Genomic DNA, 12,630 nt, shown 5'->3' with positions numbered 1-12,630 from the left:
CCGGCCGCGCACGCTCATGCGCGTCCATGCGCACGGCCGACCGCGCGGGCCACGCAACCCTGGTGCGGCCGGAGCCGGCCATCGACACCTCTGAACCCGGAGACAATGATGAAGCACACCATCGCCCTGGTACTGGGCGTCCTTTCGCTCGGTGCGACATGCCTTTCGCCCAGTGCGCCATGCTTCGCCGCGACCGGTCCGACGTCAGCGACGACGCTCTCGTGGAATCCGTGTGCCCAGCCCGATGGCCCCGCCGACCAGCAGTGCGCCGACCTGTCCGTCCCCGTGGACTACGGGAAGCCGGACGGCGCCCACCTCACCTTGCGCGTCACGCGCCTGGTCAGCGACCGCCCGGCCGCCCGGCGCGGCACCCTGCTCGTCGTCCCGGGCGGCCCGGGCGGCTCCGGCGTGGACACGCTCGCCCACACGGGACCGGCGATGCGCGAGGCTTTGCACGGCGCCTACGATCTGGTCAGCCTCGACCCGCGCGGGGTGGGCGGATCCACGGCAGTCGGTTGCGGACTGAGCGCGGACGACCGGGACGTGATGAACCTCCGCAGCTGGCCCGGTCCCGGCGGCGACATCACCGACAGCGTCGCCCGCGCCCATCGCATCGCCGACGTCTGCGCCCGCAACGGCGGTGCCGTCGTCCGCAGTTACTCCACGGCGAACGAGGTGCGCGACATCGAGCGCCTGCGCCAGGCCCTCGCTGCCGCGAAGGTGTCGATGTACGGGGTGTCGTACGGCACGTATGTCACCGCCGCCTACGCGCAGGAACACCCCGAGCACACCGACCGGGTGGTGCTCGACAGCACCGGCGATCCTGACCCGGCGCGAGTGGAACGCGGTTGGCTCGCCAATACGGCGGCCGGCGCCGACGAGCGGTTCCCCGACTTCGCCCGCTGGGCCGCCGAACCCGCACGCGACCGCAACGGCCTACGGCTGGCCCAACACGCCAGCGGAGTAGAGCCGTTGGTGCTGTCCCTCGCCGACCGGCTGGACCGCGCGCCCCGGGCGACCACCACACCGCACAAGCCGCTCACCGGCGACATCCTGCGCCAGGCCGTCCAGCAGGCGCTGTACAGCGACGGGGGCTTCCCCGCGCTGGCCCAACTGATCAAGACGGCCGAGGACCCCCACGCCACGCTCGCCCTGCCACCCGGATACGCCACGCCGATGCCGGACCGCGACGCAGCCGTGTTCACGGCGACGCAATGCAACGACGTGAGCTGGCCCCGCGACGTTCACGGCTACGCCCGCGCCGTCGCGACCGACCGTATCCGCCACCCGCTCACCGCGGGACAGCCGGTGAACCTCACCCCCTGTGCCTTCTGGCACACCGAGCCTGCCGAAACCCCGGTCCACATCACCTCGGACGGGCCCTCCAACATCCTGATGCTCCAGAACCTGCGGGACCCGGTCACCCCGTACTTCGGCGCCCTGCGCATGCGGACGGCCCTCGGCGACCGGGCCCGCCTGGTCACCGTCGACCAGGGCGGCCATGGCGCCTACCACGCCGACGGCACCACCTGCGGCGACCGGGCAGTGACGGGGTATCTCCTCACCGGGCACCGCCCGTCGGCCGATCTGCGCTGCCCGTCCGACGACTTCGGCGCCGACCCGTTGATCCGGCACCACGTCGAGCACGACCACACCGGCTCACCCGCGGATGACGTGGGTTGACCGGGGAGGTCCCGTGCGCGGACCGGGGCGGGACGACCCACGTGGGCTGAGCGCCGCGTGCGTGACGAGGACCGACCACCGGCCGGGTCGTCCGAGTGGATGACAAGGCGAGCCCGTAAGACACCTCGGCCGGAGGATCCGTCGGCGGAGTCGGCTTTCTACGCTGAAACAGCAGTCGGACAACTTGCTGGAGGACGCGTGATCAAGGCCGAGGGATTGACCAAACGCTACGGGGAGAAGCTGGCCGTCGACGGCTTGACGTTCACCGTCAAGCCGGGTGTGATCACCGGATTTCTCGGCCCGAACGGCGCCGGGAAGTCGACGACGATGCGGATGATCATGGGGCTCGACTGCCCCACGTCCGGCTCGGTGACGGTCAACGGCAAGCCGTTCGCCGAGCACCGTCGCCCGTTGGCCGAGGTCGGGGCGCTCCTGGAGGCCCGGGCGGTGCACACCGGCCGATCGGCTCGTAATCATCTGCTGGCGATGGCTGCGACAGCGGGGATCGGGGCGGAGCGGGTCGATGAGGTGATCGGGATGGTCGGGCTCGGCGACGTCGCCGGTCGGCGCGCCGGTGGTTTCTCGTTGGGCATGGGGCAGCGCCTGGGTATTGCCTCGGCACTGCTGGCCGATCCGCGGACGCTGATTCTCGACGAGCCGGTCAACGGGCTGGACCCGGACGGGGTGCGATGGATTCGCAACCTGCTCAAAAGGCTGGCCGGCGAGGGTCGCACCGTGTTCCTGTCCTCGCACCTGATGAGCGAGATGGCGCTGACCGCCGACCACATCATCCTGGTCGGGAAGGGCAAACTCCTGCGGGACCAGTCGATGGCGGAGTTCATCGCCGGCGCGTCCGCCGATGTCGTCACCGTCCGTTCCCCGCAGGCAGGCCGGCTCGCCGACCTGCTGGCCGGCGCCGACGTCACCGTCCGCAACGTCGCGGAGCAGACGCTGGAGGTGCAGGGCCTCACCAGCGACCACATCGGTGTGACCGCCGCGGGCGCCGGAATCACCCTCCTGGAACTGGCCACTCACGCCGCGTCCCTGGAAGAGGCGTACATGGCCCTGACCGACGAGTCGATCGATTACCGTTCCAGCGTTGATGACACCGAGGTTGCCGCATGAGTACCGCCACGACCGACGCCCCTGCCGCACTCCCGATTCCTCGGACCGCTGTCGACAGCCAACCGATCACCCTCGCGCGGGCGGTGAAGGCCGAATGGATCAAGTGGCGCAGTCTGCGTTCGACCTGGACGGTGCTCGGCGCGGCCGTGATCGGCATGCTGGCCGTGGGGTTGATCGTCGCCTACAACACACGCCATCTGACGGGCAACCAGGACGCCAACGACCTTTCGTCCTCCGCGACACTGCAGGGCTTCTTCCTGGGGCAACTGCTGATCGGGGCACTGGGTGTGCTGTTCGTCTCCAGTGAGTTCAGCACTGGCATGATCCGCTCGACGTTCGCGGCAGTCCCCAAGCGTCTCCCGGTACTGTGCGCCAAGCTGGTGGTGTTCTTCGTGGTCACCGCGGTGGCGATGACCACGATCACCGTGATCACCTTCGTTGCCTCGCAAGCACTGATCGGCCACTACCGCACAGGCTTCTCGCTGTCCGACCCGGGGGTGTGGCGCATCGTGCTGGGCACGAGCCTCTACATGGTGCTGGTCGGGGTCATCGGAGGAATGATCGGCTGGATGGTGCGCTCGACCCCCGGCTCCCTGGTCAGCTTCTTCGCCCTGCTCTTTGTCCTGCCGGAGTTGCTGAGCCTGTTCGCATCGACGGGCCGGCACATCGCGCAGTTCCTTCCGTCGCAGGCAGGGGAGGCCTTCGCTGTTGCGCAGCCCGAGTCCCCCCATCTTTCCCCCGGAGCGGGCGTGCTCGTGTTGTGCGCTTGGGTGGTCGCCGGGATCGTCGCGGCAGCTTTCTCCCTGCATCGCCGCGACGCCTGAGTGGGACACTGAGATCATGCTCCCTGGCCGCGTCGGCGTCACACCGGCAGCACGCCATCTGCTACAGGACTTGACGCTGGCCGTGGGCGTCGCCTTGGCCGCCGTGCTGGCCGACGTCCTCGGTCCCGACGTCCGCAGCGTCTACGCACCGTACTGGGACGTGGCCCTGGCCGCGCCGCTCGCCCTGCGCCGTCGTGCGCCGGCCACGGCCGCCGCTCTGATCGCCGCGGTCTGCCTGACGCAGTGGCTGGCCGATGTGGTGGCCAACGCCGACCTGGCCGTGCTGATCATGCTGTACTCCCTGGGCGCCTGGGAGCGACGCCGCTGGCTGCTCGCTGCGGCCCTCTTCGTGGGCGAGGCCGGCGTCGTCATGGCCGTGGCACGATGGACGCCGAAGCCGCACCAGTGGCTGTCGGGCGTGATGGCCACCGGAACGGTCACCGCCGCCTTGGTCATCGGCCTCTACGTCCGCACCCGGCGGGCCTACCTGGCATCGATGATCGAGCGAGCCGAGACAGCCGAACGCGACCGCGACCATCGGGCCCGGATCGCCGTGGCCGAGGAACGCACCCGCATGGCACGCGAGATGCACGACGTCATCGCCCACAGCCTCGCGGTCATGATCACCCTCAACGACGCGGTCGCCGCCACGTCCTCCGATGACACGGTCCGGGACACCGTCACCCAGGCATCCGATGTCGGACGTCAGGCCCTGGCCGAGATGCAGCGCATGCTCGGCGTCCTGCGCAGCACCGACCCCGCGGATCTCACACCCCAGCCCGGCACCGCGCAACTGACGGACCTGATCTCCATCGTCCGATCGGCCGGCCTGACAGTGGAACTCGCGATCTCCGGTGACCCGGGCAACCTGGCACCGACCACGCAGCTCACCATCTACCGCATCGTCCAAGAGAGTCTCACCAACGTGCTCAAACACGGCCGCAACGTCCGGCGGGTGATCGTGTCCCTCGGTTACCGGGACGATCGCGTAAGGATTCGGGTCATGGACGACGGTGACCCCCGCACGCCGCCGGACGACACGGTGACCGGACACGGACTGGCGGGGATGCGGGAACGGTCCGCTCTCTACGAGGGCAGCTTCCACGCGGGTCCGGTCCGCGGCGGCTGGGAGGTCTTCGCCGACCTCGGGCTGACCGACCCGGCGGGTGTCGCATGACGATCCGGGTGCTGCTCGCCGATGACCAGGATCTGCTGCGTCACGGCTTCAAGATGATCGTCAACGCGCAGACCGACATGGAAACCGTGGGCGAGGCGGCGAACGGCACACAAGCCATCGAGCAGGCGGCGGCGCTCAGGCCGGACGTCGTTCTCATGGACGTCCGCATGCCGGGAACGGACGGGATCGAAGCCACTCGTCACATCGCCGCCCATCTGCCCGAGGTCAAGGTACTCATCCTGACCACCTTCGACGTCGACGAGTACGCCTTCACCGGCCTGCGCGCCGGCGCCAGCGGCTTCCTGCTCAAGAACGTCAGGACGGAGGAACTCCTCGCGGGCATCCGGACGGTGGCCCGGGGCGATGCCATTCTCGCGCCCAGCACCACCCGCCGACTTCTCGACGCCTACGCCGGCACCTTCCACGCCACGAAGGAGGGCGTCCCCCCGAAGGATGTCCTCTCGCCGCTGACGCAGCGCGAACGCCAGGTGTTCACGGAGATGGCGTCCGGCCTCACCAATCAGGAGATCGCCGACCAGCTCGTCCTGTCGGAAACCACGGTCAAGACACACGTCGCTCGGGTCCTCGCGAAACTGCACCTGCGCGACCGGGTCCAAGCGGTCATTTTCGCTTACGAGAACGGACTGACCACACCGAGCAACTAGGATCCCTGCGAGTCACGGCGGACGCACGCGTCCAGCGTCTCTCCTGGTTCGCCGCCGCCGGACAGCGTCCAGCATCCCCTCGCCCAGATCGGCTTGTTGGCGTCCCGCAGGCGCAGCACGTACTGGCCACGGTCGTTGGCCAGGGGCACCAGCGTCCGGCCGATCCGGGGTGGTGACCGGTACCGAAGCAGCCTCCCTCGACCTCCCCGACCCTTTGGGACCGCGGTCCTTCCCCCACACGGGATGGAGCGTTTCGGGCGCTGCGGCCTACTCCTCGGTCCTGAAAGATGATGGGGCAGAGGATGTCGAAAACAGCCCGGCGGCTCCGTCTCACAGGGAGATAGGGCCACCGTGGCCGGACCAAGGCAGGGAGGCCAATATGGCGATTCTCCGGATGGACAACGTCGGCATCGTCGTCGAGGACATGGACGCCGCCGTCGCATTCTTCGTGGAACTCGGAATGGAGCTGGAAGGAAGGGCGGAGATCGAGGGCCCCTTCGCCGACCAGTGCACCGGGCTCAACGGCGTGCGCTGTGAGATCGCGATGGTCCGGACGCCGGACGGTCACAGCAGGCTTGAGCTCGCGAAGTACCGCAGTCCCGCGGTGATCAGCGCCGGGCCGCGCGACCGGCCGCACAACATCGTGGGCACGCACCGCGTCATGTTCGCCGTCGATGACATCGAGGACACCGTTGCCCGTCTGCGCGCTCACGGCGGAGAGCTCGTGGGCGAGATCGCCCGGTTCGAGGACAGCTATCTGCTCTGCTACCTCCGCGGTCCGGAGGGCATCATTGTCGGACTGGCCGAGCAACTCGGCTGACGTTCCCCGAAGGGATCGTGCACCCGGACAAATGGACCTTCAGTTCGTCGTTGTGTGTTTCATTTCCGGTCAGCCGGCTCCGTGGAGGAACGAGCGGCACCGGGGGTTTCATCAAGGTGGGCAGGATATGCGTGCTCGCCCGGACCGAGGTCCGTTCCACGAGGGAGCGGAGTCGGCCCAGGCCCTCGATGTTCGGGGAGCCTTCGCGGGAGATGACGGGCATGCTCCCGCGTTTGCGCAGTTGCCGGCGGACGGCCGGAAGTCGTACGCCTTGTCGCCGAGGAGTGCTTCGGGACGGTGGCGGGCCCCGCCCGTCATGGCGGCGGCCCGCCGCCGAGGTGCCCCGCTGCTACTGCCTGCGAGCGAGCCCGAAGAACCGTGCGCGCCAACTCTTGCGCGGAGACCTTGCTGGTATCGACCCTGAGGTCGTACCTCGCCTCATGGGCGTGAACGGTCCGCAGGTGCCCCCTCGCCAGGCCCGCCGGATTGCCCCGTGCCGCCTCCCGCTCCTCCAGCACATCGATCGGGCAGTACACCCCGACGAGATGGACCTCTACGTCGGCGAGCGCCTGGAGCCAATCCTCCAGCAGATCGGGATGCAGCAGCATCTCGTCGACCACGACGTTGCAGCCCTTGAGCGCCAGTGTGGCGACCGACGCGCAGGCGGCGGTAAGCATCCGGCGTCCGACGTCGCCGTACCGGACGCAGATCAGCTGACGGCCGTCCTCGTCATGCTCGGACCGGTCGTAGCGGAACCCTTCGAAGCTCAAGTGCCCACCGCGGGCACCGGCCCACTTCTCCGGCACCATCGAAAACAGCGTGTCGATGCCCCAGTACAGGTACGGCACATCGCTCTCTTCCTGGATCGCGCGGGCCAACGTGGTCTTACCGGAACTTGATGTGCCGTTGAGAAAGATCACGTGACCCGGGCGGTCATCCTGCACAGAGGCTCCCATCCAGCCAACGTATCGGCCCCGACCGACGACGGTGCGGCCCTCCGACGCACGACGCCGCGCACCCGCCGCGGCCGCCTGGATGTTGTGCGTGAGGGCCGCCGCCGTCGTGCTGTGCGCCACGACGGTGCTCGCGGCCGGCCTGCAGGCCTAGGACGACACCGGCCTCTACCGGCCGCTCGCCCTCCCGCTCGTGCTTCGCCTCGGCGTCCCCTGGAGGTTCGCCGTGGCGTACAGCGTCCCGCCCGCGCCAAAGTCGCCACGGGCCGATCTCTTCTGAGGCAAACCGCCGCCTCGCCCGGCGACGACCACCCCTGCTGCGCGAACATCCCGGCGCCGCGCTGACCCTTACGAGGTCCGAAGGAGAGCGCGGCCGGCGCCCCGCGGGCCCTTCCGTTGTACGGAAACGAGAACGGACGGGGATCTTGACACGCCTTCAACTTCTTGGTGATATCTGACGCGTCACGTTTGATTGTGTTCGGTTGATGGTCGAGACGCTGCTCAAGAAGGAACAGTGCGGGCGGGACGGCACCGCACGACGCCACCGTACGGACGCCACCGTGAGGACGCGGGGCGACACCCACCCACCAGACCACCTCCCGGCCCGCGCCTGATCCTGCGGCGCGGCCGAATCCCACGATGCGGGGGCGCCGTGCTCCCCCCACGTTCCCCCGCATCGCCGGTGCCGCCTGCCAGGGCCCGCCCCCCGCGGACCCGTCCCGCCCGCGCCGTGGAGGATGCCCGAATCGAGGAGAGCTCAATGAAGAGACCTGTGCGCGGCCTGCTGGCCGCGCTCACCGGCGGGCTCCTGGCCGTGGCCGGCCTGTCCGTCACCGCCGCGCCGGCCGCCCACGCCGAGGACAACGGCGTAGGCGCCAAGCCCCTTCTGGGCTGGAGCAGTTGGAGCTTCGTGCGGTCGCACCCGACGGCCGCGGTCATCGAGGCGCAGGCCAAGGCGCTCAAGACCAGCGGCCTGGCGAACGACGGCTACGTCTACGCCAACGTGGACGACTTCTGGTACCACTGCCCGGGCTCCCAGGGCCCGGACGTCGACCAGTACGGCCGCTGGGTCACCGACGAGACGAAGTTCCCGCCGCGCGGCGATGAGAACGGCATCCAGGTCGTCGCGGACTACGTGCACTCCCTCGGCCTGAAGTTCGGCCTGTACGTCACGCCGGGCATCTCCAAGCAGGCCGTCGCGCAGAACACCCCGATCAAGGGCACGAGTTACCACGCCGACGACATCGCCACCACCACCGGCGAGGCGAACTACAACTGCGGCGGCATGGTCGGCATCGACTACTCCAAGCCCGGCGCGCAGGACTTCGTCAACTCCTGGGCCGACCAGTTCGCCGGCTGGGGCATCGACTACCTGAAGATCGACGGCGTCGGCACCCCCGACCAGCAGGACGTGCAGGCATGGTCCGACGCGCTGCGCAAGACCGGCCGCCCCATCCACCTGGAGCTGTCCAACAACCTGGACATCAACAACGCCGCCACCTGGAAGAAACTGGCCAACGGCTGGCGCACCGGCGGCGACATCGAGTGCTACTGCGGTGCGAACGGCAGCAGTTACCCGCTGACGTCATGGTCCTCGATCTCCTCCCGTTTCGACCAGGTCGCGGCCTGGGCGCCCTACGGCGGCCCCGGCGGCTACAACGACTACGACTCCCTCGAAGTCGGCAACGGCGCCAACGACGGGCTCACCCCCGACGAGCGCAAGACGCAGATGAGCCTGTGGTCCCTGGCCGCGGCGCCCCTCACACTCGGCACGGACCTGACCCACCTGGACCCGGCCGACCTCGCGCTGCTGAAGAACCGCGACGTGCTCGGCGTCGACCAGGACGGTATCGACGCCAAGCGGATCTCGTCCGACGGGGCTGCCCAGGTCTTCGCCAAGACCGAGCCGAACGGCGACACGGTGGTCGGCCTGTTCAACACCGGCTCCGCGCCCAAGCTGGTGTCCGCCGCCGCGCCGGCGCTCGGCCTGCCCGCGGCTCCCGACTACTCGCTGACCGACCTGTGGACCCACCAGGCCACCGAGTCCGCCGGCACCGTCGCCTCCGTGGTGCCCGGCCACGGCGTCGCGCTTTACCGGATCACCCCGCTGAAGAAGGCCTCGGCCACGCTGCCGCCCAGCACTGCCCTCACCGTCGGCGGCCTGGACGCCCCGACCCAGAGCTCGCCGGTCCCGCTCACCGAGACCTTCACCGACTACGGCGCCAACACGCTGAAGAACGTCACCCTCACCCTGGGCGCGCCCAAGGGAGCGGGTGTCACCCCGGCCGCGCCCGTCCGGTTCGGTTCGGTGCCCTCCGGCGGCACCGTGGAGTACCCGTTCACCGTCACCGTCCCCGCGGGCCCCGGCCCCTTCGACACCGCCGCGGTCACCGCCAAGGTGACGTACACCTCGCGTTCCGGTAGCGAGCAGGCCACGGCGGGCGCCACCGTGGACGCCGCCAAGCCCGTCGGCTCCCCGTACAAGACGTTCGCCTCCACCACGGCCGGCTTCGGCCGGTCCGGCACCCAGCTGGGCATCCGCGCCCAGGGATCGGACGTCTACGGCAGCACCAACGAGTACGGCGCGATCTACCAGCCGGGCGCCGAGCACGACGGATCCACCACCGTGGTCAAGGTGACCGCGCAGACGAACACCGACCCGTGGGCCAAGGCCGGCATCATGGTGCGCAACGACATCACCAACGCCTCGGGCTCCCCCGGCTTCCTCATCCTCGCCGTGACCCCGGGCAACGGCTACGCCCTCCAGTGGGACAGCCACGGCAACGGGCAGTTGGACTCCAACCAGTCCCGCGACCAGGCCGTCACGCCCGTCTGGCTGAAGCTGGTGCGCAACGGCACCACCTTCACCGGCTCCTACTCCACCGACGACTCCACCTGGACCCAGGTCGGCAGCGTCAGCGTCCCGCAGGCCGCTGCCACGCAGGACGTGGGCGTCTTCGCCACCGCGCACTCCGCGGGCAGCACGGGCGAGGCCGACTTCGACTCCTTCACCACGAGCTGACCCTCCCGACCACGAACTCCCCGTGCTCCGGACCCACCGGAGCACGGGGAGTCCGCTTTCGCGGGGGACGGCAGCCGGGAGGAGCCACGCCAGTGCCGGCGAACACGGCGATCACGGCACCGCAGTCATGGGGGAATGTGCGCAGGGCATTGTGCGTGATGCCCGACATTGTGCGAGTCTGGCGGGAGAGGAAATGTCTTGGGCGGATTTGCCGCCCGCCAGTCGATGACCCTATGGGATCGTAGGAGAGCAACAGGTGAGCGGCTCGTACGAGCTGATGGCCCTGATCGACAATGCCGGCACTGTGCTCCGCTGGACGCAGGCCGCCGAGCGCTTGTGGGGCTACTCCGCCGCCGAGGCAACGGGCCGTCCAGCCGATCGGCTGTTGACGACCGGTGGCGAGTCCAGGCCTGCCGGTCCGCTGACCGCCTCGGGGAGCTGGTCCGGACCGGTAGCGCTCAGACAGCGCGACGGGGGGTGCCAGATGGTGGATCTTCGCGTCACTCCTCTTCCCACAGGCGAAACCGACCAGGACTGGCTCGCGTGGGAAGCTGCCCCTGTCGAGGCGGGTCCCCGCTCCGGCCTGGATACCGGGATGCTGAAGACACTCTTCGGGCACGCTCCGACAGGTGTGGCGTTCTGGGGGCTCGATCTACGCTGCACCTGGTACAACGACACGCTCACGGGCATGGATTTCATGCCCGGCGGTCCGCGGGTGGGGGACCGGCTCCCGGACCTGCTGCCACCCGGGCGCGGGCACCGCCTGGAGGACACGATGCGGCGGATCCTCGACGGCGGCCCACCGTCCATGGATCTGGTGTGGATGCATCCCCCGGCAGGAGGAGACCCCGAGCTGTCGCTGTCCTTCTTCCGTCTCGACGACGGGGACGGCCGGGCGCTGGGCGTGTGCCTGACGGTCGAGGACATTCGCGAGAGCTGGTCGCGGCAGCGCTTGGGGCTCCTGGTCGAGGCCGGCACCCGGATCGGAACCACGCTCGATGTCATGCGCACCGCACAAGAGCTGGCCGACACCACCGTGGCGACGCTCGCGGACTTCGTCACGGTCGACCTCGCCGATTTCGTCGTGCGGGAACAAGAGCCGCTGGAGCGCCTCAGCTCCACGGAGGCCAGCATTCCCGCCTTCTACCGTGGCGGAATGGCCTCCATCCACCCTGGCGTTCCCGAGGCCCTCTGGCAGCGCGGCATGCCGGTGCTCGTTGCTCCGTCCTCCCCCTACACCGACGTCAGGGATTCCGGAGAACCCCACTTCGAGCCGGTGATAGACACTTCCATCCCGGGAACCTGGCGCGACCACGACCCCGACCGGGCCAGGGTCTTCCGTCAGTTCGGAATACACTCCCTGATGATCGTCCCTCTCCAAGCGCGCGGGAAGGTGCTCGGCATCGTCTCCTTCCTGCGGTCCAGGAACCAGGCCCCTTTCAGCAGCGTGGATGTCTTTCTCGCCGAGGAACTGGCGGCGCGGACCGCCCTGTCCCTGGACAACGCCCGGCGCTACAGCCGCGAGCGCACCGCGGCTCTCGCTCTGCAGCGCGACCTGCTGCCCCACATCCTGCACAGCGGCGACGCGGTCGATGTGGCCTCGCGCTACCTGCCCGCGGACAAGCACGGAGGCGTCGGCGGCGACTGGTTCGACGCGATCCCGATGTCGCGCAACCGGGTCGCCCTCATGGTCGGCGACGTCGTCGGCCACGGCATCAACGCGGCGTCGACCATGGGCCGGCTCCGCATGGTGCTCAACACCCTGACCAACCTGGACCTGCCCCCGGAGGAAGTGCTCGCGCGTCTCGACGAACTCGTCGTCGGTCTGGCGCGGGACCGACCCGAGGAGGAGCTCACCTCGCCCAGCGTGGGAGCCACCTGCGTCTACGTCGTCTACGACCCCGCGACCCGGCGCTGCACCATGGCCAGCGCAGGGCACCCCCCGCCGGCCATCGTCACCCCCGACGGGAACGTCGAATTCGTCCGTCTACCCCCTGGAACGCCCATCGGCGTCGGGCTGGGTGACTACCGTTCAGTCGAGATGGAACTGGCCGAGGGAAGCCTGATCGCGCTGTACACCGACGGCCTGGTCGAAACCCGCGAGGCCGACATCGACCACGGACTGGACCGACTGCGCACCGCCCTCGCCGTGCCGGCAACGACACTGGAAGACCTCTGCACCCAGGTCATCGACACCACACTGGCCGGAAAGCAGCCCGAAGACGACGTCGCCCTGCTGCTCGCACGCACACTACCCCTCGCACCGTGATTTGCGTCTTCGGAGGTGATGCAGCGGGTTGGACCTGATCCGGGGGTTTGCCTCGGCGTCCAGGTTGGTGTCCGCAGAGACGAACGGCCACC

The 12,630-nt window shown here is 69.3% G+C and carries 10 protein-coding genes; 8 read left to right on the top strand and 2 right to left on the bottom strand.

The window, feature by feature from the left end; genetic code table 11:
• The first annotated feature begins 108 nt into the window (after positions 1–108).
• From C4U44_RS28180 to C4U44_RS28160, 5 genes are all read left to right on the top strand, one after another.
• A complete protein-coding gene (locus C4U44_RS28180; protein WP_103888875.1) occupies positions 109–1,683 on the top strand; it encodes an alpha/beta hydrolase in 1,575 nt (524 codons plus the stop codon).
• Between the two features lie 198 nt (positions 1,684–1,881).
• Positions 1,882–2,808, top strand: coding sequence for an ABC transporter ATP-binding protein (locus C4U44_RS28175; RefSeq protein WP_103888874.1), 927 nt, complete (start codon positions 1,882–1,884; stop codon positions 2,806–2,808).
• Entirely contained in the window at positions 2,805–3,632 is an 828-nt protein-coding gene (locus C4U44_RS28170) for an ABC transporter permease (protein WP_103888873.1), read from the top strand. The genes C4U44_RS28175 and C4U44_RS28170 overlap by 4 nt, the downstream gene beginning before the upstream one ends.
• Positions 3,633–3,648: 16 nt before the next feature.
• Entirely contained in the window at positions 3,649–4,809 is a 1,161-nt protein-coding gene (locus C4U44_RS28165) for a sensor histidine kinase (protein WP_103888872.1), read from the top strand.
• A complete protein-coding gene (locus C4U44_RS28160) occupies positions 4,806–5,474 on the top strand; it encodes a response regulator transcription factor (protein ID WP_103888871.1) in 669 nt (222 codons plus the stop codon). The genes C4U44_RS28165 and C4U44_RS28160 overlap by 4 nt, the downstream gene beginning before the upstream one ends.
• Here the strand turns inward: C4U44_RS28160 and C4U44_RS41675 are convergent.
• Positions 5,471–5,623: an NUDIX hydrolase gene (locus C4U44_RS41675; RefSeq protein ID WP_160145120.1), complete on the bottom strand. Its 153-nt coding sequence runs from the start codon at positions 5,621–5,623 to the stop codon at positions 5,471–5,473. The genes C4U44_RS28160 and C4U44_RS41675 overlap by 4 nt on opposite strands.
• Before the next feature lie 230 nt (positions 5,624–5,853).
• Between C4U44_RS41675 and C4U44_RS28155 the strand changes: the two genes are divergently transcribed.
• Positions 5,854–6,294, top strand: a complete 441-nt coding sequence (locus C4U44_RS28155) for a VOC family protein (RefSeq protein ID WP_103888870.1) — start codon at positions 5,854–5,856, stop codon at positions 6,292–6,294.
• Positions 6,295–6,608: 314 nt separating this feature from the next.
• Here C4U44_RS28155 and C4U44_RS28150 read toward each other — a convergent pair whose 3' ends face one another.
• Complete coding sequence (locus C4U44_RS28150; RefSeq protein ID WP_200823437.1) at positions 6,609–7,370, bottom strand: chloramphenicol phosphotransferase CPT family protein; 762 nt, start codon at positions 7,368–7,370, stop codon at positions 6,609–6,611.
• 637 nt (positions 7,371–8,007) lie between these two features.
• Between C4U44_RS28150 and C4U44_RS28145 the strand changes: the two genes are divergently transcribed.
• Positions 8,008–10,269: an NEW3 domain-containing protein gene (locus tag C4U44_RS28145; RefSeq protein WP_103888869.1), complete on the top strand. Its 2,262-nt coding sequence runs from the start codon at positions 8,008–8,010 to the stop codon at positions 10,267–10,269.
• Between the two features lie 256 nt (positions 10,270–10,525).
• Positions 10,526–12,538 (top strand): SpoIIE family protein phosphatase, encoded by a 2,013-nt coding sequence (locus tag C4U44_RS28140; RefSeq protein WP_103888868.1) that lies wholly within the window; start codon positions 10,526–10,528, stop codon positions 12,536–12,538.
• The last annotated feature ends 92 nt before the right edge of the window (positions 12,539–12,630 follow it).

This window comes from Actinacidiphila yanglinensis (assembly GCF_900107965.1).
In the GTDB taxonomy this organism is placed as follows: Bacteria; Actinomycetota; Actinomycetes; order Streptomycetales; family Streptomycetaceae; genus Actinacidiphila; species Actinacidiphila yanglinensis.
Note: the sequence above shows the minus strand (reverse complement) of the source record. Positions and strands in the feature narration are given on the sequence as shown.

Coding starts and splice junctions, on each gene's coding strand:
- C4U44_RS28160 (WP_103888871.1), top strand. CDS start 4,806: ATGACGATCCGGGTGCTGCTCGCCGATGACCAGGATCTGCTGCGTCAC.
- C4U44_RS28155 (WP_103888870.1), top strand. CDS start 5,854: ATGGCGATTCTCCGGATGGACAACGTCGGCATCGTCGTCGAGGACATG.
- C4U44_RS28170 (WP_103888873.1), top strand. CDS start 2,805: ATGAGTACCGCCACGACCGACGCCCCTGCCGCACTCCCGATTCCTCGG.
- C4U44_RS28180 (WP_103888875.1), top strand. CDS start 109: ATGAAGCACACCATCGCCCTGGTACTGGGCGTCCTTTCGCTCGGTGCG.
- C4U44_RS28145 (WP_103888869.1), top strand. CDS start 8,008: ATGAAGAGACCTGTGCGCGGCCTGCTGGCCGCGCTCACCGGCGGGCTC.
- C4U44_RS28165 (WP_103888872.1), top strand. CDS start 3,649: ATGCTCCCTGGCCGCGTCGGCGTCACACCGGCAGCACGCCATCTGCTA.